The 20,489-nt window shown below is 69.2% G+C and carries 14 protein-coding genes and 1 pseudogene; 7 read left to right on the top strand and 8 right to left on the bottom strand.

Annotated features, from left to right (window positions below; all coding sequences use genetic code 11):
* Window positions 1-91 precede the first annotated feature (91 nt).
* The 3 genes from ABTX62_RS33630 to ABTX62_RS33620 all read left to right on the top strand — a co-directional run bounded on the left by ABTX62_RS33630 (window position 92) and on the right by ABTX62_RS33620 (window position 3,228).
* The gene (locus ABTX62_RS33630) at window positions 92-766 is read left to right on the top strand and encodes a DUF3000 domain-containing protein (protein ID WP_352119722.1); all 675 of its coding nucleotides are present in this window, start codon (window positions 92-94) and stop codon (window positions 764-766) included.
* A gap of 323 nt (window positions 767-1,089) precedes the next feature.
* Window positions 1,090-1,752 carry a response regulator transcription factor gene (locus ABTX62_RS33625; protein WP_003993737.1) on the top strand — a complete coding sequence of 221 codons (663 nt, stop codon included), beginning with the start codon at window positions 1,090-1,092 and terminating at the stop codon, window positions 1,750-1,752.
* 186 nt (window positions 1,753-1,938) lie between these two features.
* Window positions 1,939-3,228 carry a ribonuclease D gene (locus ABTX62_RS33620; RefSeq protein WP_352119721.1) on the top strand — a complete coding sequence of 430 codons (1,290 nt, stop codon included), beginning with the start codon at window positions 1,939-1,941 and terminating at the stop codon, window positions 3,226-3,228.
* 9 nt (window positions 3,229-3,237) lie between these two features.
* On the opposite strand, the gene ABTX62_RS33615 is transcribed toward ABTX62_RS33620, so the two are convergent.
* Genes ABTX62_RS33615 through ABTX62_RS33605 form a run of 3 tightly spaced genes read right to left on the bottom strand, consistent with a single transcriptional unit; the run spans window position 3,238 to window position 6,325 of the window.
* Window positions 3,238-4,068, bottom strand: coding sequence for a carbohydrate ABC transporter permease (locus ABTX62_RS33615; RefSeq protein ID WP_352119720.1), 831 nt, complete (start codon window positions 4,066-4,068; stop codon window positions 3,238-3,240).
* On the bottom strand, window positions 4,065-5,012 hold the full coding sequence (locus tag ABTX62_RS33610; protein ID WP_352119719.1) for a carbohydrate ABC transporter permease: 948 nt from the start codon (window positions 5,010-5,012) through the stop codon (window positions 4,065-4,067). Before ABTX62_RS33610 ends, ABTX62_RS33615 begins: the two co-directional genes overlap by 4 nt.
* Window positions 5,012-6,325, bottom strand: coding sequence for an ABC transporter substrate-binding protein (locus ABTX62_RS33605; RefSeq protein WP_352119718.1), 1,314 nt, complete (start codon window positions 6,323-6,325; stop codon window positions 5,012-5,014). The genes ABTX62_RS33610 and ABTX62_RS33605 overlap by 1 nt, the downstream gene beginning before the upstream one ends.
* Before the next feature lie 163 nt (window positions 6,326-6,488).
* Between ABTX62_RS33605 and ABTX62_RS33600 the strand changes: the two genes are divergently transcribed.
* The 4 genes from ABTX62_RS33600 to ABTX62_RS33585 all read left to right on the top strand — a co-directional run bounded on the left by ABTX62_RS33600 (window position 6,489) and on the right by ABTX62_RS33585 (window position 13,381).
* Entirely contained in the window at window positions 6,489-8,858 is a 2,370-nt protein-coding gene (locus ABTX62_RS33600) for a glycoside hydrolase family 2 protein (RefSeq protein ID WP_352119717.1), read from the top strand.
* A complete protein-coding gene (locus ABTX62_RS33595) occupies window positions 8,855-9,892 on the top strand; it encodes a LacI family DNA-binding transcriptional regulator (protein ID WP_352119716.1) in 1,038 nt (345 codons plus the stop codon). The genes ABTX62_RS33600 and ABTX62_RS33595 overlap by 4 nt, the downstream gene beginning before the upstream one ends.
* 121 nt (window positions 9,893-10,013) lie before the next feature.
* Window positions 10,014-11,231: a thiolase family protein gene (locus ABTX62_RS33590; protein WP_352119715.1), complete on the top strand. Its 1,218-nt coding sequence runs from the start codon at window positions 10,014-10,016 to the stop codon at window positions 11,229-11,231.
* The gene (locus ABTX62_RS33585) at window positions 11,228-13,381 is read left to right on the top strand and encodes a 3-hydroxyacyl-CoA dehydrogenase NAD-binding domain-containing protein (RefSeq protein ID WP_352119714.1); all 2,154 of its coding nucleotides are present in this window, start codon (window positions 11,228-11,230) and stop codon (window positions 13,379-13,381) included. The genes ABTX62_RS33590 and ABTX62_RS33585 overlap by 4 nt, the downstream gene beginning before the upstream one ends.
* Before the next feature lie 59 nt (window positions 13,382-13,440).
* On the opposite strand, the pseudogene ABTX62_RS33580 reads toward ABTX62_RS33585, so the two are convergent.
* The 5 genes and pseudogenes from ABTX62_RS33580 to ABTX62_RS33560 form a co-directional block, all read right to left on the bottom strand.
* Window positions 13,441-13,785 (bottom strand): annotated as a pseudogene (locus tag ABTX62_RS33580) (hypothetical protein).
* A gap of 52 nt (window positions 13,786-13,837) precedes the next feature.
* Window positions 13,838-14,854, bottom strand: coding sequence for a PLL family lectin (locus ABTX62_RS33575; protein ID WP_352119713.1), 1,017 nt, complete (start codon window positions 14,852-14,854; stop codon window positions 13,838-13,840).
* A 53-nt stretch (window positions 14,855-14,907) separates the two neighbouring features.
* The gene (locus ABTX62_RS33570; protein WP_352119712.1) at window positions 14,908-15,594 is read right to left on the bottom strand and encodes a hypothetical protein; all 687 of its coding nucleotides are present in this window, start codon (window positions 15,592-15,594) and stop codon (window positions 14,908-14,910) included.
* 162 nt (window positions 15,595-15,756) lie between these two features.
* Window positions 15,757-16,179, bottom strand: a complete 423-nt coding sequence (locus ABTX62_RS33565; RefSeq protein WP_352119711.1) for a hypothetical protein — start codon at window positions 16,177-16,179, stop codon at window positions 15,757-15,759.
* Window positions 16,180-16,191: 12 nt separating this feature from the next.
* On the bottom strand, window positions 16,192-20,489 hold a 4,298-nt coding region (locus tag ABTX62_RS33560; protein ID WP_352119710.1), incomplete at its 5' end, for a polymorphic toxin-type HINT domain-containing protein.

The raw sequence follows: 20,489 nt of genomic DNA, 5'->3' as shown, positions 1-20,489 counted from the left end.
TCGCACGCTGCCGTACCGCGCGATTCAGCCCCTGGACGGGCGCAGGGTGTCTAGCCCTGCACCCGGGCCCCGGTCCCCGTAATCTTCCCGCATGGCTGCGGCTCAGGGACCACTGTCGGACGGCGCCGGCGGAATGGACGAAGCGAAGGACACCGAGAACGACCGGCGGGAGGCGGACTCCGCCCCCCTGCCCTTCCGGGCCGCCGTCGACGCGCTGAGAGCGGCGCGGCTGCGGCCCCAGATCGAGGTCGAGCCGACGCCCCCGCCGAAGCGGCTCGCCCCCTACTCCTACGCGCTGGAGGCCGCGGTCGTCGACGGCGACCAGGACCTGGCCGACGGCCGCCTGGTGCTGCTGCACGACCCGGCCGGGCACGATGCCTGGCGGGGGACGTTCCGGCTGGTGACGCTGGTGCGCGCGGAGCTGGAGCCGGAGATGGCGGCGGATCCGCTGCTGCCGGAGGTGTGCTGGTCCTGGCTGACCGGCGCGCTCCAGACGCGCGGACTGACGTACGGAGAGCCGAGCGGCACGGTCACGCGCGCGAGTTCCCACTACTTCGGCGGGCTGTCCGCTCGCCCGGCCGCCTCGCAGATCGAGATCCGTGCGTCGTGGACGCCGCGCGAGGGCCTGGGCGGGGTTCCGGACACGGCCGCCCACCTCGCGTCCTGGTGCGATCTGCTCGCCCAGATCGCCGGTCTGCCCCCGGCAGGGCCCGGGGACGCGTCGATCGTGACGCTGCCCCAGCGGCGAGGGCCGCAGTCCCGCTGATCCACCCCCTGACCGCCCCGCACTGATCGATCTTGTGCGGGGCGGTCAACCATGTCGTGCCGACGATCACACCTGCGTCCCCCTCTTGGCCGAATCACTTTGTCGATACGGCCACTTTCGACCGCGTAGCGACGCAGACCGAAACCGTTCGACCTTCGAATGATCGACCGCGTGTCCGAATTGCGCGGATTGTTATCACCGAATCGTGATCATTCTCTAAAGGCGGACGGGTTCGGTGCCGAAGACGACTGTGACCTTGAAAGCACGGTTCGTCCCGGCTTCACCCCCACGAGCCGGCCCCGTCCCGCACCCCAGGAGGCCTGGTGTCCGTTCTCCTCGAGCAGCCCGCAAGCCTGGTCGCCTACCGCCCGAACAAGCCGACCGCCATGGTGGTCGTGGCCGACCCGCGCGTCCGCTCCACCGTCACCCGCCATCTGTGGGCGCTCGGTGTGCGCGATGTCATCGAGGCCTCGTCCATCGCGGAGGCTCGTCCCCGCATCGGCAACCCCCGCGACATCTGTGTCGCCGACGTCCACCTGCCGGATGGTTCCGGCCTCACCCTGCTGTCGGAGACCCGCGCCGCGGGCTGGCCCAACGGGCTGGCCCTCTCCGCCGCCGACGACATCGGCGCCGTGCGCAACGCACTCGCCGGCGGGGTGAAGGGTTACGTCGTCACCGGCACCCGCACCAACGTCGGACTCCCCACCCGTCCGGGCGCCGCCCCCATCGGCGCCGCCGCCGCCCGTCTGCACCGCCGCCCCCCGGGTGCCCCGAGCCACCCGGGCGGCTACCGCGAACTGTCCGGCCGTGAGGTCGAGGTGCTGCGACTGGTCGCCGAAGGCCAGTCGAACAAGGCGATCGGCGTCTCGATGGGACTGTCCGCCCTGACCGTCAAGAGCCACCTCGCCCGCATCGCCCGCAAGCTCGGCACGGGCGACCGCGCCGGCATGGTCGCGGTGGCGCTGCGGACCGGGATCATCCACTGACCCGCGCCGCCGTGACCTCCCGTGATCATTCGTCCACGTGAACGGGATCGGGCTCCGGCCCCGTTCACGTCACCCACGGTTCGCGAACCCGCCGCTTCCCCGACTTGACTGGTTTGCGACCCTGCACCGCCCGCCGACGGAACGTTCCGTCGGCGGGCGCTGTCCATACATGGATACCCTTGACATGTGACCGACGCCCACGACACCGCAGCAGACAGCCCACTGCGAACCACCGGAGGCGCTCCTCCGGACGACGGCGGATCTTCTGCTACGGAGGCGCCGATCCCTTTGCTGGAGCCGCGTGAGGGCATCCCGCCCGTCATCGCGGACGAGACCGCCCTGGCCCGGGTGATCGCCGCCTTCGAGGCGGGATCCGGGCCCGTCGCCGTCGACGCCGAGCGCGCGTCCGGCTACCGCTACGGGCAGCGCGCCTACCTCGTGCAGCTGCGCCGTGAGGGCGCCGGAACGGCCCTGATCGACCCCGTGGCCTGCCCCGACCTCTCCGCCCTCGGAGACGCCCTGTCCGGCGTCGAGTGGGTGCTGCACGCCGCCACCCAGGACCTGCCCTGCCTGCGCGAGATAGGCATGGTGCCGACGCGGCTGTTCGACACCGAGCTGGCCGGGCGGCTCGCCGGGTTCCCCCGGGTCGGTCTCGGCGCGATGGTCGAGAGCGTGCTGGGCTTCGTCCTGGAGAAGGGCCACTCCGCCGTCGACTGGTCGACCCGGCCCCTGCCCGAGCCTTGGCTGCGGTACGCGGCGCTGGACGTCGAGCTGCTCGTCGACCTGCGTGACGCGCTGGAGAAGGAGCTGGACCGGCAGGGCAAGCTGGAGTGGGCCCACCAGGAGTTCGACGCGATCGCCTCGGCTCCGCCGCCCGAGCCCCGCAAGGACCCGTGGCGGCGTACGTCCGGTATGCACAAGGTGCGGCGACGGCGGCAGCTGGCCGTCGTACGGGAGCTGTGGCAGACCCGGGACCGGATCGCGCAGCGGCGGGACGTGTCGCCGGGCAAGGTGCTCGGGGACGCGGCCATCGTGGAGGCCGCGCTGGCCCTTCCGGCGAGTGTGCAGGCGCTGGCCGCGCTGAACGGTTTCGGTCACCGCGTGGGCAAGCGGCAGCTGGAGCAGTGGCAGGCGGCGGTGGACCGGGCGAAGGCGCTGAGCGAGGCGCATCTCCCGCAGCCGGGGTTGTCCGTGACCGGGCCTCCGCCGCCGCGGGCCTGGGCCGACAAGGACCCCGCGGCCGCGGCGCGGTTGTCCGCGGCCCGGGCCGGGGTGTCGGCGCTGGCCGAGCAGCTCGCCATGCCGCAGGAGAACCTGATCACGCCGGACACGGTGCGGCGGGTGTGCTGGGAGCCGCCCGCGGTGGTGGACGCCGAGTCGGTGGCGGCCGCCCTGGCCGGACATGGTGCGCGGCCGTGGCAGGTGGAGCAGGTGACGCCGGTGCTGGTGGAGGCCCTGTCCCCGAAGGAGGCCTGAGGAAGGCCGCTACTTCGTGGCCCCCCGGGTGAAACCGTTGTAGATGAACCGCTGGAGGAACAGGAAGACGATCAAAGTGGGGACGATGACGAGGATCGCTCCCGCCGAGATCGTCTCCCAGTGGGCGCCGAACGGGCCCTTGAAGCGGAACAGTGACGTCGAGATCACGCCAAGATCTTCGGAGGGCAGGTAGAGGAAGGGGATGTAGAAGTCGTTGTAGACGGTGATCCCCTTCACGATCACGACCGTCGCGATCGCCGGTTTCAGCAGCGGGAAGATGACCTTGCGGTAGACCGTGAAGGCGTTGGCCCCGTCGATGCGGGCCGACTCGTCCAGGGAGATCGGGATCGACCGGACGAACTGCAGGAAGATGTAGATCGAGACGATGTCCGTGCCCGTGTAGAGGGCGATCGGCGCCCAGAGGCTGTCGAACATGCCGAAGCTGTTCACGATCTGGAAGGTGGCCACCTGGGTGGTCACTCCGGGGACCAGGGCGGCGACGAGGAACAGGGCCAGGACCGACGTACGGAAGCGGAACCGGAAGCGGTCGATGGCGTAGGCCGTCATCGAGCCGATGAGGACGGTGCCGCCGATGGCCACGACGAGGATGATCGCGGTGTTGGCGAACGCCGGGAGCATCCGGCCGTCCTGGAACGCCGTCACGTAGTTGTGGAAGTTGAACGGGTCGTCGGGCAGCGCGAGCGCTCCGCTGCCGTCCGCCATCTCCTGCTCGGACTTGAGGGAGGTCAGGAGCACGGCGGCCAGCGGGAGCAGGACCACCGCGGTCGCGGCGATCAGCGACAGGTACACGAGGAGACGGCTCACCGAGCGGCGTGTCATACGAGGTCCACCTTGTCGTCGGGGGCGAGGCGCCGCTGCACCCAGGTCACCGCCAGGACGATCAGCAGCAGCACGACCGCGGCCGCCGAGGCGAGGCCCGTCTTGTTGAACTGGAAGGCGAGCTTCACGGTCTGGATCACGAACGTCTCGGTGCCGGTCGCTCCGCCGGTCATGATGTACGGGATCTCGAAGACCGACAGGGAGCCCGAGATCGACAGGATCACCGTCAGGGACAGCACCGGCTTGATGCCCGGCGCGATGATGTGGCGGAACTGGTGCCAGCGGTTCGCGCCGTCCAGCTCGGCCGCCTCGTACAGCTCCCCGGGGACCGACTGGATCGCCCCCAGGAAGAGGACGAAGTTCAGGCCCAGGTAGCGCCAGACGGAGACCGCCGCGAGGGACGTGTTCGCCGAGGTGGGGCTCCCCAGCCACGCTCGGTCCGTCTCCACTCCGAGCAGGCCCAGCACCGAGTCGAGGGTGCCGCCGTCCTGGAAGAAGTAGAGGAAGACGAATCCGATCGCCACGCCGTTGATCAGGTACGGGAAGAACAGCACGCCCTTGAAGAAGTTCCGGAAGCGGACGTTGAAGCTGAGGATCGTGGCGAAGTAGAGCGCGGCGACGATCTGGATCACGGAGGCCGCCAGGTAGTAGCCGCTGACCCAGAAGACCTCGAACAGCTCGGAGCGGGTGAAGAGTTCGGCGTAGTTCTCGGTGCCCGTGTAGTGCAGTTCGGGGCTCACTCCGTCCCAGTCGGTGAAGCTGTACGCGACCATGTTGGCGATCGGCGCGTAGGTGAAGACGATCAGCAGGGCGAGTGGGGCGAGCAGGAAGAGCCAGGGGGTGGCCCCGCGCCACCGACGGACGCGGCGCGGGGTGGGGGCCGGGGCAGTGGCCGCCGCCCCCGCGGCGGCCGTGACGGCCGCCGTCTCGGTCGTGCCCGTCATCAGTACCCCAGCGACTTCTGCGTCTCGGTCCACTTCTCACCGAGGCCGTCCAGGTAGTCGTCCGGGTCGCCCTCTCTGGCACCGCGGGCCATGTCCACGAGTTCCTGGCGGTAGTCGGGCTTGTTGATGCCGACCTCGGACCGGTTCTCGATGGTCTTCACCTCGGCGCCCTTGCTGTCGTCGAGTTCGAGGAGCTTGACGCCCGCCTGCTCGTACGGCTTCAGGACGTCGGGCAGCGGGGCGTCCTTCAGCGGGGAGAGCGCCAGGTTGTCCCGGGCGTAGCCGGATTCCTCGGTGAACCAGTCGATCCAGGCCCGGGCGGCTTGCTTGTGCTCGGAGTGGATGTTGACGGCCTGGTTGTAGTCGGGTGACGTGACCGCGCAGAAGCTGCCGTCCTTCTGTGCGGGGAAGGGCATGAACCCGATGTCGTCCGGGTCGGTGCCGGCCTGCTTCGCCGCGCCGCGCATCTGGATGACCGCCCAGGAGCCGAGCCACATGGTGGCGATCTCGCCCTTGGCCAGCCGGGGCTTGGACGCCTCCCAGTTGGTGGTCGTCGGGTCCTTCTCGCTGAGCCCCTCGTGCACGATGTCGTACAGCAGTGTGTCGGCCACCCGCAGGTCGGCGCCCTCGGCCCAGGGATTGTCCTCGGCCAGCCTGGTGGTCGCCTGTTCGTCGCAGCCGACCGAGCCGTTGACCCCCGTCCACTGACTGAGCGGCCACTTGTCCTTGAAGTTGGTGTAGTAGGGGACCGCGTCGGTCTTCGACTTGATCGCCTTGAGCCCGGCGAGGAACTCGGCCGGAGTGGTGGGCCAGTCGGTGACCCCCGCCTCGCTCCACACCTTCTTGTTGTAGATGAACCCGGGGACCGCGCCGAGCGGGCTCTGGCCGTAGACCTTGCCGCCGACGGCGGTGAAGTCCGTGAAGCGGTACTTCTTGCTCCGCTCCTCCTGGCTGCCCAGCGAGGCGAAGAACCTGGGGTAGTCCTTCTTCTGGATCACCGCGGGGATCATGAGGACGTCGCCGTAGTTCTCCGTGTTCATACGGATCTTGACTTCGCCCTCGTAGTCGGTGATGCCGTCGAACTCGACCTTCACCTTCGGGTACGTCCTGTTGAACTCGGCGGCGTACTTCTTCAGCGTCCCGTCCTGCACGAGGTCGGTCCGGTGGGTGAGCACGGTGATGGTCCCGTCGACCTTGGAGGGATCGTCGGGCGCCTCGGCGTCGGCGCCCTTCGAGGAGCCCCCGGTGCCGGTGCAGCCGGAGGCGAGCAGGGCGGCGCCCACGGCGAGGGCGAGGAGGGTACGGCGGTTCATGTGCGTCAGCTCCGTTCGCGGAGGGGAACTCGGGACGGACGAGCACGTGCGGTATGGCTGGTTCGGAACTCTGACAGCGTGCACTCAACCGGTAAAGTCCCAATCCCGCCAAGGATGCAAAGCCGTCACTCGACTCTTCACTGAACCGGTTAAGGGAGTGCGCATGCTGGAGGTCACACCACTCGGCGAGGGATGGATCCTGCGGCACGACTCGGACACGCTGCCGGCCACCGTGCCGGGCTGCGTGCACACCGATCTGATGGCGGCCGGGCGGATCCCGGACCCGTTCCTCGGCCGCAACGAGACCGAGGTGGCCTGGGTGGGGCGCCGCGACTGGACGTACGAGCGGGAGATCGGCGGCTCGTGGGGGCAGGAGCAGACCGACCTGGTCTTCGACGGGCTCGACACCGTCGCCGAGATCTCCCTGGACGGGCGCCTGCTGGGGAAGGTGCGCAACATGCACCGCTCGTACCGGTTCGACGTGACGGGCCTGTCCGGGCTGCTGTCCGTGCGGTTCGTCTCCGCCTACGCCGAGGCCGAGGCCGTGCGGAGCCGACTGGGCGAACGGCCCGCCGCCTACGCCGAGCCCTACCAGTACCTGCGCAAGATGGCCTGCTCCTTCGGCTGGGACTGGGGACCGACCCTGGTGACGGCCGGGATCTGGCGGCCGGTGCGCCTGGAGCACTGGTCGACGGCCCGGATCGCCCGGGTGCGCCCGCTGGTCACCGTCGAGCAGGGCACGGGCGTCGTCGAGCTGGCCGTCGACGTCGAGCGGACCCGGGTGGAGGCGCCGCTCGCCGTGGAGGCGACCGTCGCGGGGGTGCGGGCGCGGGCGGAGATCGACGGGGCGGGCGGGACCCTACGGCTGCGGGTGCCGGACGCGCGCCTGTGGTGGCCGCGCGGCTACGGGGAACAGCCGCTCTACGACGTCGAGTTGAAGCTGCTGCACGGCGCGGACGAACTGGACGTGTGGCGGCGGCGGATCGGTTTCCGCAGTGTGGGACTGGACCGGCGGCCCGATGCGCACGGCACGGGCTTCACCCTCGTCGTCAACGGCGAGCGGCTCTTCGCGCGGGGCGTCAACTGGATCCCGGACGACGTCTTCCCGTCCCGCATCACCCGCGAGCGCTACCGGCGGCGGCTGGAGCAGGCGGCCGGTGCCGGTGTGGACCTCGTGCGGATCTGGGGCGGCGGGATCTACGAGAGCGAGGACTTCTACGACGCCTGCGACGAACTCGGCCTGCTGGTCTGGCAGGACTTCCCGTTCGCCTGCGCGGCCTACCCGGAGGAGCAACCGCTGCGCGGCGAGGTGGAGGCCGAGGCGCGGGAGAACGTCGTACGGCTGATGCCGCATCCCTCGCTCGTGCTGTGGAACGGCAACAACGAGAACCTGTGGGGCTTCCGGGACTGGGAGTGGGAGCCGCGGCTGGCCGGGGACTCCTGGGGCGAGGGCTACTACCTGGGCCTCCTGCCGCGAGTGGTGGCCGAGTCGGACCCGACCCGGCCCTACACGGCGGGGAGTCCCTGGTCCGGTTCCTGGCGGCACCACCCGAACGACCCGGCGCACGGCACCCACCACTCGTGGGAGGTGTGGAACCGGGCGGACTACGCGGACTACCGGCTCAGCGTGCCCCGGTTCGTCGCGGAGTTCGGCTGGCAGGCGCCGCCCGCGTACGCCACCCTGCGCCGGGCCCTGCAGGCGGAGGAACTCGCGCCGGACTCCCCCGGCATGCTGCACCACCAGAAGGCGGACGACGGCAACGGCAAGCTGGAGCGGGGGCTCCGGCGGCACTTCGCCCTGCCGGAGGGGGACTTCGACCGGTGGCACTACCTCACGCAGCTCAACCAGGCGCGGGCGGTCGCGGCCGGGATCGAGCACTGGCGTTCCCACTGGCCGGTGTGCGCGGGCACGATCGTCTGGCAGCTCAACGACTGCTGGCCGGTGACGTCCTGGGCGGCGATCGACGGGGACGGCCGGGAGAAGCCGCTGTACCACGAGCTGAAGCGGTTGTACGCGGACCGGCTGCTGACCATCCGGCCGGGGGACGGCGGGCCGGAGCTGGCCGCCGTCAACCAGGCCGCGGACGACTGGCGGGAAACACTGACCCTGCGGCGGCTTTCCGTCGAGGGCGAGGTGCTGGGGCGGGCGGATGTGGAACTGACGGCCGGCAAGCGGACCGTGGCGCGCGTCGACGTGCCGTGCGAGCTGACGCCCGACGGGCCGAAGGAGTTCCTGGTCGCCGACGCGGGCCCGCTGCGGGCGGTGCACTTTCCCGTGCCCGACCGCGACGTCTCCTGTCCCGCCCCGCGGTTCGACGTCGCACTCACTCCGGGCGGCATCACGGTGACCGCCCGCACCCTGGTCCGGGACCTGCTCCTCCAGGCCGACCGGCTGGAGCCGGGGGCGCGCGCCGACCGGGGCCTGGTCACGCTGCTGCCGGGCGAAGAGGTGACCATCGGCGTGCGCGGCTGGAAGACTCCGGACACGGAGACCGCTCGTTCTGCCCTGTACTGCGTGGAGCCCACCCGATGACGGCAACGCCGACCCCTCGCGTCACCATCAAGGACGTCGCCGCGCGCGCCGGTGTGTCCAAGGGCGCGGTGTCCCTCGCCTTCAACCACAAGCCCGGTCTGTCGGAGGCCACCCGGGACCGGATCTTCCTCGCGGCCCGGGAGCTGGGCTGGGCGCCGAGCCTCACGGCGCGGACGCTGGCCGGATCGCGGGTGGACGTGGTCGGTCTCGCCGTGTGCCGGCCGGCACGGGTGCTCGGCCTGGAGCCCTGGTACATGGAGTTCGTCTCGGGCGTGCAGAGCGTGCTGACCGAGCACTCCAGTTCGCTGCTGCTGCGACTCGTGCGGAACATGGACGAGGAGGTGGTCGTCCAGGAGGCGTGGTGGCGGGGGCGGCAGATCGGCGGGTCGATCCTCGTCGACTTCCGGGCCGATGACCCCCGCCCGGCCCTGGCGGAGCGCCTGGGGATGCCGGTGGTCGCCGTCGGGCACCCCTCGCTGACCGGGGGGCTCACCTCGGTGTGGACGGACGACGCCACGGCCGTGACGGAGGCGGCGCGGTATCTGGCCGCGCTCGGGCACCGGCGGATCGCCCGGGTGGGCGGGGCGGCGGAGCTCGGGCACACGGCGATCCGGACGGCCGCCTTCGACGAGGCGGCCGGGGCACTGGCACTGGCCGGGGCGTGGCAGGTCGCGACGGACTTCTCGGGGGACGCGGGAGCACGGGCGACCCGGTCGCTGCTGACCGCCGCGCCGGGCGACCGGCCGACGGCGATCGTGTACGACAACGACATCATGGCGGTGGCGGGGCTGTCGGTGGCGGCGGAGATGGGGCTGCGGGTGCCTCAGGACGTGTCGCTGCTGGCCTGGGACGACTCGCAGCTGTGCCGGCTGACGCACCCGACCCTGTCGGCGATGAGCCATGACGTGCACGGGTTCGGGGCGGAGGTGGCCCGGACGCTGTTCTCGGTGCTCACCGGGGGCGAGGCCGGGTCGCATCCGGTGCCCACTCCCGTGCTGACTCCCCGGGGCTCCACGGCTCCGGCGACGGTGTGACCTTCACCGCTCCCCCTGTCAGGACTGTGCAGCTACGTTACTCATAAGTAGCATGGAGTCTGAGCGCGCGCTCAGCGCATCGCAGCAGCAATGCAGATCCTGACCCTGGAGGAGAGCCATCGTGCCTCGTACCGTCAGGGACGTCGTCTTCGTCGACGGCGTCCGCACCCCGTTCGGCAAGGCGGGCCCGAAGGGCATCTACCACGAGACCCGTGCCGACGACCTCGTCGTGAAGGCGATCCGGGAGCTGCTGCGCCGCAACCCCGGACTCGACCCCAAGAAGATCGACGAGGTCGCCATCGCCGCGACCACGCAGATCGGTGACCAGGGCCTGACCATCGGCCGCACCGCCGGGATCCTCGCCGGTCTTCCGCAGTCCGTGCCGGGCTACTCCATCGACCGCATGTGCGCCGGCGCCCTGACGGCCGTCACCTCGGTCGCCGGTTCCGTCGCCTTCGGCGCCTACGACATCGCCATCGCGGGCGGTGTCGAGCACATGGGCCGCCACCCGATGGGTGAGGGCGTGGACCCGAACCCGCGGTTCGTCTCCGAGAAGCTGGTCGACGAGTCGGCCCTGTTCATGGGCATGACCGCGGAGAACCTGCACGACCGTTACCCGCAGATCACCAAGCTGCGCGCCGACGAGTACGCGGTGCGCTCCCAGGAGAAGGCCGCCAAGGCGTACGCCAACGGCAAGATCCAGGCCGACCTGGTGCCGATCTCGGTACGCCGCACCTCCCCCGAGGCCGGTGAGACGGGCTGGGGCCTGGTCACCGCCGACGAGCCGATGCGCCCGGGCACGACCCTGGAGAACCTCCAGGGCCTGAAGACCCCGTTCCGTGTGCACGGCCGGGTCACCGCCGGTAACGCGGCCGGTCTGAACGACGGCGCCACCGCCTCGCTCATCGCCTCCGAGGAGTTCGCGCGGGAGCACGACCTCCCCGTGAAGATGCGCCTGGTCTCCTACTCCTTCGCGGGCGTCGAGCCGGAGGTCATGGGCTACGGCCCGATCCCGGCGACGGAGAAGGCACTGGCCCAGGCGGGCCTGTCGATCTCCGACATCGGCCTGTTCGAGATCAACGAGGCCTTCGCCGTCCAGGTGCTGGCCTTCCTCGACCACTACGGCATCGCCGACGACGACGAGCGCGTCAACCAGTACGGCGGCGCCATCGCCTTCGGCCACCCGCTCGCTTCCTCGGGCGTCCGCCTGATGACGCAGCTGGCCCGCCAGTTCGAGGAGCAGCCGCACGTCCGCTACGGCCTGACCACCATGTGCGTCGGCTTCGGCATGGGCGCGACGGTCATCTGGGAGAACCCGCACTTCGAGGGGGACAAGTGAGCACCACCGCCGAGCTTCTCAAGCAGGCTTCCGAACTGTTCCCGGACGAGGTCGTCACGAGTGCGCACGTACGCCACTTCGACCTGCCGCTGGCAGCATCCAAGAGCGGCTCCGCCGCGGGCGGGCGTTTCGCCCTGATCACCCTGGACAACGGCCACGACCACACCAAGCCGACCACCTTCGGCCCGGCCTCGCTGGCGAACCTGAACACCGCCATCGACCAGGTCGAGAAGGAGGCGGCGGACGGCGAGATCATCGGCGTCGGCATCACCGGCAAGCCGTTCATCTTCGCGGTCGGCGCCGACCTCAAGGGCGTGGAGATCCTCAAGGAGCACGAGCACGCGCTCGCCATCGGCAAGGGCGGCCACGAGGTCTTCAAGCGGCTGTCCAAGCTGGCCGTGCCGACCTTCGCGTACTACAACGGCGCCGCGATGGGCGGCGGTGTCGAGGTCGGTCTGCACTGCACCTACCGCACCGTCTCCGCGGCCGTGCCGGCGTTCTCCCTGCCCGAGGTCTTCCTCGGCCTGGTCCCCGGCTGGGGCGGCTGCACGCTGCTGCCGAACCTGATCGGCCCCGAGAAGGCCGTCTCGGTGATCATCGAGAACAGCCTCAACCAGAACAAGCAGCTCAAGGGCAAGCAGGTCTACGAGCTCGGGATCGCCGACGCGATCTTCGAGGGCGCGGACTTCCTGGAGCAGTCCCTGATCTGGACCGCCGCCGTCCTCAAGGGCGAGCTGGAGATCGAGCGCCCGGTGATCGACCGCGGCGAGGCCTGGGACCAGGCCGTCGCCAAGGGCCGCTTCATCGCGGACTCCAAGGTGCACGGCGCCGCCCCGGCCGCCTACCGCGCCCTGGACATCATCGCCGCCGCCAAGAACGGCGACCTCCAGCAGGGCTACGACGCCGAGGACAAGGCGCTCGCCGACCTCATCATGGGCGGTGAACTGCGCGCCGGCATCTACGCCTTCAACCTGGTGCAGAAGCGCGGCAAGCGCCCGGCCGGCGCCCCGGACAAGTCCCTGGCCCGCCCGGTCACCAAGGTCGGTGTCGTCGGCGCCGGTCTGATGGCCTCCCAGCTCGCGCTGCTGTTCCTGCGCCGCCTGGAGGTGCCGGTCGTGCTGACCGACATCGACCAGGAGCGCGTCGACAAGGGCGTGGGCTACGTCCACGCCGAGATCGACAAGCTGCTCGGCAAGGGCCGTGTCAACAAGGACAAGGCCAACCGCCTCAAGGCGCTGGTGTCCGGTGTGCTGGACAAGGCCGAGGGCTTCGCGGACGCCGACTTCATCATCGAAGCGGTCTTCGAGGAGATGGGCGTCAAGCAGCAGGTGTTCGCGGAGGTCGAGGCGGTCGCCCCGGCGCACGCGATCCTCGCCACCAACACCTCCTCGCTGTCGGTCTCGGAGATGGCCTCGAAGCTGAAGCACCCCGAGCGGGTCGTCGGCTTCCACTTCTTCAACCCGGTCACGGTCCTGCCGCTGCTGGAGATCGTGCGCGGCGAGCAGACCGACGACGCCGCCCTCGCCACGGCGTTCGGTGTCGCCAAGAAGCTGAAGAAGACTGCGGTCCTCACCAAGGACGCCCCGGCGTTCGTCGTGAACCGCATCCTGACCCGCTTCATGGGCGAGATCCAGAACGTCATCGACGAGGGCACCCCCGTCGAGGTCGCGGAGAAGGCCGTAGAGCCGCTCGGTCTGCCGATGTCGCCGCTGGTCCTGCTGGAGCTCGTCGGCCCGGCCATCGGCCTGCACGTCTCCGAGACGCTCAACCGGGCCTTCCCGGACCGCTTCACGGTCTCCCCGAACCTCAAGGCGGTCGTCGAGGCGGGCAAGCGCGGCTTCTACGTCTACGACAGCGGCAAGCCCGAACTCGACCCCGAGGTCGCCGCGCTGCTGAAGCAGGGCGACACCGTCCTGACGGAGGAGCAGGTCCGCGACCGGGTCCTGGACGCGGTGGCGCAGGAGATCGGCATCATGCTCGACGAGGGCGTCGTCGCCGAGGCCCAGGACATCGACCTCTGCCTCATCACGGGCGCCGGCTGGCCCTTCCACCTGGGCGGCATCACGCCGTACCTGGACCGCGAGGGTGTCTCCGAGCGCGTGAACGGCAAGACGTTCCTGGCCCAGGGCGTCGCGAGCGTCCCCGCGTAAGCGCTCCGCTGTGCACGCCGGTGCCCCGCACGCCAGTCGGTGTGCGGGGCACCGGCGTCTCAGTCGGCGCTCGGGCGCCGGTCCTCGACATGGACGACGTGGAGGTCCGTCCCGTCCTGATGGCGTTTGGTGCGGCCGTGGATGCCGACGGCCAGGTGCGAGGGATCGACGGGCTCATCGAGGGCGACGTGGGTGACGACGTCCGGGTGGTGCCCGGTGACCCGCCAGCCGAGCTCGTCCTTGAGGGTGAGCACGTGGAAGTCACCGGCCGGGGAGCCGACGTGCACCGGGCCGAACTCGCCGAGGATGCCCGAAGCCTACTCCGCCAGGTCTCCCTCGGGCTCCTTCAGCAGCACGCAGGTGCCGTGCTCGAAGAGCACCCAGGACGTCCCGGGGGGCACCATGGGGCCATCCTGTCTCAAGGACGCCCCTGCGGTCCCGCGCATCACGTCGCCCTCAGGTCTTACGCCACGCCTCCAGCGCGAGCCCCGGCTCGTCCTTGCGCCGGGTGACGAGCAGCTGCCCCGTCGACGGCGACACCGTGGCCGCCACCACGCGCTCCTCCTCGTCCAGCGCCAGCCCCACCACCGCGTCCGCCGGGAGCTGCGGTCCGGACTCTGTCCACCACGCACCCGCCGACTCCCGCTCCGTCGGATAGGCGGCGAAGGCGACCCGGCCGCTCGCCGAGCGCTGGGCGAGCAACGTGCAGTCGTGACCGTCGAGTTCGCAGCGGATCGCCGAGACTGGGCCGGGGCCCGCGGAAGGCAGCAGGGTCACCGGTTCGCTGCCGGAGCGCCAGGCGCACAGGTCGCCCGCGTCGTTCGCGTAGAAGAGGGTGGTCGCGTCCGGCGAGGTGGCCAGGGCGTGCAGCGTGTCCGGACGCACCAAAATCTCCCTCTCTCCGACCAGGGTCGGTACGGCTGCCAGTTCCTCCTGCCGCCAGTGCAGTACAGTCCCGGCGGCGGCCGCGTACAGCTCGACGCGCCCGGACTCCCCCGTCACGGCCGCGAGCCGGCCCTGCACGTCATGCCCCTTGAGGTCCCGCCAGGGGTCCCAGCCGCCTTTCTCCTTCTGCATGCGCATGCTCACCCCGCCGCTCCCGTTGCGCACGAAGACATGGCCGCGTCCCCGGACATCGACCGCGACGGCAGGCGTCCCCGTGCGGTCACCGGTCTTGTCGGGATGGCCGATCGACGCCCAGTCCAGGGCCGCGAGACGGGGGCGGAACTGCGTCGTGTGCACGAGTCCCGCCTCACCGAGCTTGGTGGGCCGCCAGGCGGCCAGATGCGCGTAGGCGTCGGCCCCCTGACCTACCGCGGGGCCGGGGCGCAGCTTCTGGTCGCCGCCGACCCGTCGCGGGGGCTCCCAGGGGCCGCCGGGTCCGAGTTCCGCCCGGCACAGGACGGCGTCGTTGGTGGGGAGATAGACGCTGAGGCGGCCGTCACGGCCGCGGATGAGCCAGTCGCCGTTCACCGGTTCACCATATGCGGGGCGGCCGATGAGTCGCGCGCCGCCCCTGCCCGAGCTCAGCGTTGAGCTTTCGCCAGACGATCGACCTGCTTTGCGATGAGTCGACGCGGAAACGTCACATCCTTCTCGTATCCCGACTTATTGAATACCGCGACAGCACCTCCTGTCCGCACACATACGTACTCAGTGTTCGCGGTGATGCTCTCCACTCCGTCAAAGGACTTAACCGAGGTGGCCTCATGGAAGACAACAGCTCCGTCCCCGACATTCGGAGCCTTCCCAGCCTTGACCTCAGCGGTATATTCCCCCGCATGATTCGCCCCCGAGTATGAGGCGCACCTCTTCAGCGCCTCCCGGGCCCGCTGAAATGCCCGCTTAGCCTCATCGACACCATAGTAGGCAAGAGTGGACCCCCCTCCCGCGATGTCTTTTTCCCAGTTGAAGACCTGAACCACAGAGGCAGAAGCACCGTCAGCGTGAATGAAGTCAATTATCGTCTGACAGGGCTTCACAGAAACCGGCGGAAAAGTGCTCTCACTCTCGGACGCCGCGTCTCGGACATCAACTCCCCTGTTCCCGGGAACCTCATCCGCGGTAAGGGCAAGGGTTTTCAGGTCCTGCGCGGTCAGGGATTTTTCAGGAGTTCCGGCAGGAGAAGAACTTTTGACACCGACAGAGTTGGCCGCATCAACTCCTTCTCCACCCGAGCATCCGACTGTCGCAAGAATTGTCAGACCTGCCAATAGCGAAACCGACGTCTTCCCAGACCAAAATTTGGGCACACTTTCCTCCACAATAGATCGTCTCGCTCCTGATACTTCATTCCAGCCTCAATCGACCATGAACTCCCAGAAGCCCCGCCGAGGATCCAGACCTGTCGGCGGGGATTCTGTTTACGAGCTCAGCTAGGTGCCGACTCGGTCCAATACATCCAAGTCTCCCTCGAAGGAGACCACCACAATCCACGCTCGATCCGCTGCGAGGAAGTAGTGATGCTCCGGCACTTCAAGAAGTGCAGCCGCAACCGAAGCGGCCTCACTCCCGGTAAAACGCACACCGTACGGCGAAAGCCCGTCTCCTACGTGCTCGATTGCCGAGCCTGGCTTGGTTCGCGCACAGATTTCCCTCAGTGCACTCTCCGCGAGCAGTTGTTCATCGTCGATTCTCCAATGACGATGCCTCCCACTCGCGCGGCGCCAATCAATCTTCCCCTCCGTAAAAGGGAAATGGCGCTCCAGCCAATCGAATACATCTGACGCGCTTGTCTTCTCCAGGGAAGCCAGAGGAGGCACGGAAAATACCTCTTCTTCCCAGTAGTCACCAGACAAACCATTCCTCCATCAACCGCAGCCATGCAGACTCTGAAGCTTCGTCACGGTCGCCTCAGTGGCATTGAACTGGAAGTGCGGCCCCTTCTCCTTACCGGACCACACATTGATGTGGGCTCCACTTCTTTCATCGAATTCGATCCGGAATCCCGCCTTGCCGTTGGCCGTCTGCATGCCGATGGGCTTTCCTTTGATCGTCCCGAACTTGCCCAGCGTCACTCTTTCAGCTTTGAATCCTCGAGAACTCAGCCAAGCCAGAGCCTGATTCCGCGCTTGGTTGAAGTCATCGGTGACAGGACCGCCGCCGTCATTGTGCACCAATACTGGCGTAGCCCCGGCCAGCACATAGTACGTATGGAGATCATCAATCGTAAGATCATGTGTTCGCTGCCGCTTCTGGAACGGACGCGTGCTCTCCACCCGAACCGTGCTGCCATCGACGGCGCGCAGGGTCATGCCAGGCCGGAGTTCCCCGGCATCCACCCAGGCGCCCTCTGACGGTGACCAGAAGGGGTGCGACGTGGTGGACGTCAGCGAGGCCGTGGTCCGGCCCTGTTGCTGTGTGACCGTGAGCTCGACGAAGCGCTTGTCATCCTCGGTCACGATGGTGGCGACGACCGCGCGTACGGCGGTCTCACCGGTCAACGGGTCGCTGACCACGAGCTTGTCGCCGATGCGAACTTCTTCGATGGGCTTCGTCGAGCCATCCGCCATCAGGACGTGGGTGCCCGGCGTGAAGCTGTGGGGCACCAGACACTGGGGGATGGAATCCCCCTTCTTGATCCCGGACTTGATGCTCTTGAAGACGACCTTCGAGGCTTTGCCGATCCCACCCGTGACGACTGCGATCCCCACATCGATCGCCGCCGCCTTGCAGGCGCTGCCGGATCCCTTGACGCAGCCGATGTAGTCGTCGACGCCCAGTACCTCGAGGATTCCGGGGCCGTCCCGGTCGCCGAACCAGCCGAGTTCTCCGACCGCGTTGCAGAAGTCGGAACCAGCGACCGTCAGGCCCGTGCATCGGGCCCTCGCCCAGTTCTGCAGGTTGTGCTGGTAGTCCAGTCGCTCGTGGTAGTAGGGGAAGGTCTCGGCGAGTTCCGCCTGGGTCGGGATGTACGTGCCCTGGATGCTGATCGAGTCGCCCTTGGGCTGGATGACGATCGGCTTCTTGCCGTAGGTGCCGTTCCGCCTGGCCTCCTGGGCCATCTTGGACGCGGTCTCATTGCAGGACCGATTGTTTCCCGGGCAGTTGTTGGAGGTGCCGTTGATGACGCCGTCGGTGTCGCCTGCGACGCCCGCGCAGATCCCGTCCGCGCCGCCGCCCGGCGCACCGTGAATGCACCTCAGACCGCTCGGATCGCTGAACGTGAGCGGGTTGTTGTTGCTGTAGGCGTACGCGTTGAACGCTTGCGGATCGGCCGGGTCGAGGAGTGGGTCGACCGAGATGAACCGGCCGGTGGCAGGGTCGTACTCACGTGCGCCGATGTGCTGCAGCCCCGTGGACTCGGAATCGTCCGTCCCGCCGATGAATCCGGCGGTACCGGGCCAGTTGCTGGGTCGGCTGCCGCGAATGTCGCCGAACGGCAGCGTACGGCGCTGGGTCAACTGCTGGTCCGCCGCCTCGATCGCCAGCTGGCCCGAGCCCTGATGGTCGGCGATGGTGAAGGCGACCGAGCCGTCGTCGTCGATCACCGCCTGATGGCCGTCACCCAGGTCGAGGGTTCGGGTGACCTTGGGGGTGGTGCTGCCCTTGGCCACGGTGATCTGCGTGGCGCCCAGGTAGAGCGTGGACTCCGTCGGGGTCCGGGCGATGAGGCGATTGCCTTCGGTGTCGTAGACGTAGTCGGTGACCTCGTCCGGCTTGCCCTCGACCGGCTTGGTCACCTTGGTCAGATGGCCTTCGGCGTCCCAGTCGAGGGTCTGGGACGTTCCCGCCAGGGTGCGCCGCTCGGTGTTGCCAAGCGCGTCGTAGCCGTAGGAGTCCCGCGCGGTGCCCGTCGGACCCGTCTGAGTCACGGAGTTCACGGCGTGCGGACGCGGCGCGCCCGGCTCCGGGTAGGCGTAGGTGCGCACGGTGTTCTTGGCCGCGTCACCGGTGACGTCGTGCAGGGTCTCGGTACGCCGGTTGCCCACCTTGTCGTACGTGTACGAGTGCCAGTACGGCGCGGGACCGCCCACCGTCTGACCGCTCGGCGCCGCGGCACAGGTGGTGGTGGCCTGGGTCCAGGCCGTGGTCATCCGGCGCAGGTGGTCGTAGTCGAAGCACTGCGTGTCGGTGCCCGAGCGGGAGACGTCCGAGACGGAAAGGACGTTGCCCGCCTGGTCGTAGCGGTAGGTGTTACTGCGGTCGACGCCCGCCACGTTCTCGCGGTCCACCCGGGAGGTGGCCAGACGCTGGGTGCCCCATTCGTAGGTGTTGGTCGCCCAGACCTTCTTGCCGCCGTTGTTGGAGAACTCGTACTGCAGCGGCTTGCCCGTGAGGCTGTGGCTGACGGTGGCGTCCAGACCCTGGCTGCCGCTGAGCGCGATCGGCCGGTAGGTCTGGTCCTCGTACGTGAACGCCACCGTGGTGGCGGACAGTGCGCCCGCCGCCGGGAATCCGGTCGAACGCACGGAGCCGTCCACGTTGTAGGCGGTGGCCGACAGATACGTGCCGGCGAGCGCCCCCTCGCTCGCGGGGATCGTGGTGGTCGAGCGCAGCACCCGGTAGAGCCGGTCGTAGGCGACGACCTTGTCGGTGTAGGCGTTGCCACCGACGTAGCGCGTGGACTCGGCCAGGTGGCCCTTCGCGCCGCTGATGGTGTCGTAAACCCACTTGGCGCGCAGGGTTCCCGTGGCGCTGTTCTCCCGCAACTCGGTGTGTCGGCCGAGGCCGTCGTAGACGTGGAAGAGGTCCGTGTCCCCGTCGTCCGAGACGGAGATGAGCTGACCGTGGTCGTCGTACGTGCTGGAGCTGGGGCCCTTGTCCGGGTCGGTCGTGTCGGTGAGACGGCCGAGCAGGTCGTAGGTGTAGGTCCAGCTGTTTCCGGCCGGGTCGGTCAGCTTCTCCAGTTCGCCGCGCTCGGTGTAGGCGTAGCGGGTGGTGTCGTACGCGGCTTCCGCGGCCCGTGTGTGGTGCTGGCGCAGTTCGGTCGTCTGGCCTCGGGCGTCGGTGACCGTGGTGGTGGCTGTGCCGCCCTCCGGCGGGATGACCGTAGTGCGGTCGCCGCCGTAGATGGTGCGGGTGGTGCCCAGCACCGCGCCGCCGTCGCCGTTGCCCGCGATCTGCTCGGTCACGGTCGGGCGGCCCATGCCGTCGTAGGTGGTGCGGACCTGGGTCTCGACCGAGAGCGCGTCCGCGGGCTTGAACAGCGTCCGGGAGGGCGCGCCCGTGGCGTAGTAGGGCGCGAAGGTCTTGGTGGCCAGGCCGCGTTCGTCGTAGAAGACGTCCGACAGCAGTCGCCCGCCGTCGGGTCCCGGAGCCTGGTTCTGACGCTCCCTCAGAAAGCCGTCATAGAAGACGTACGAGGCGACCTGGCTGCCGCCGGCGCCGAGCCCCTTGGTGACGACCGCGACCGGCTGACCGTCGGTGACCAGGTAGTCGAACTCGTAGCTGGGCGTCAGCGTCGTCTGACGGTCGGCCAGCCACACCTTCGAGGACCTGCCGAGCGCGTCGTAGGCGAAGGTCGTGACCTTGCCGTTGGCGTCGGTCTGGGTCAGCGGCAGGCCGCGCCGCGGGTCGTGGGTGGCGTAGCTGACCAGGGCCGTGGTGGCGTCCCCGGCCTTCGCCGGGGGCGTGGTCGTGGTCGTCTTCGTGACGAACCCGGTGCTCGGCGTGCGGTCGGTGGTGGTGGTACGGCCGTCCGTGCGCGCGGTGCGTGCGGGGGCGCCCGTGCCCGCGACCGTGACGTTCGCCGTCAGGTCGGTGCTGGTGAGAACGCGACCGTAGGAGTCGAAGGTCGCCCCGGACTCCAGATAGGTGGCCGTGGTGCCGTCGTGCTTCTTCAGCAGGGCCGTGGCCGTGACGTCGCCCTTGGTCGGAGCCGCGCCGTAGGCACCGCCGTCGTAGGCCGTGCGGACATCGGAGATGACCTCCTTGGAACGGTCGACGGGGTCGGCGCAGGACTTGGCGACGGTCTCGACGCGGTCGGGCAGGTTCAGGATGTTGGTGGTGCTGTTGGTGGCGTACGTGGTGCGGGTGCAGCGGTTGTCCGCCGCAGTGGAGTTGTCGCCGTGGTCGTCGACCTGGGTGACCCGTCCGGCCACGGTGTCGTACGAGGTGGCGGTGGAGGCGGTCCGCCAGGACGTGCCCGCCCCGTCGTCCAGGGACG

The organism is Streptomyces sp. NPDC096046 (genome assembly GCF_040303285.1).
Classification (GTDB): Bacteria; Actinomycetota; Actinomycetes; order Streptomycetales; family Streptomycetaceae; genus Streptomyces.
This window is presented reverse-complemented; position numbering and strand designations above follow the sequence as displayed.

Excerpts from the sequence above, each read along its gene's own strand:
- ABTX62_RS33595 (WP_352119716.1), top strand. The coding sequence starts at position 8,855 with ATGACGGCAACGCCGACCCCTCGCGTCACCATCAAGGACGTCGCCGCG.
- ABTX62_RS33600 (WP_352119717.1), top strand. The coding sequence starts at position 6,489 with ATGCTGGAGGTCACACCACTCGGCGAGGGATGGATCCTGCGGCACGAC.
- ABTX62_RS33615 (WP_352119720.1), bottom strand. The coding sequence starts at position 4,068 with ATGACACGCCGCTCGGTGAGCCGTCTCCTCGTGTACCTGTCGCTGATC.
- ABTX62_RS33610 (WP_352119719.1), bottom strand. The coding sequence starts at position 5,012 with ATGACGGGCACGACCGAGACGGCGGCCGTCACGGCCGCCGCGGGGGCG.
- ABTX62_RS33605 (WP_352119718.1), bottom strand. The coding sequence starts at position 6,325 with ATGAACCGCCGTACCCTCCTCGCCCTCGCCGTGGGCGCCGCCCTGCTC.
- ABTX62_RS33630 (WP_352119722.1), top strand. The coding sequence starts at position 92 with ATGGCTGCGGCTCAGGGACCACTGTCGGACGGCGCCGGCGGAATGGAC.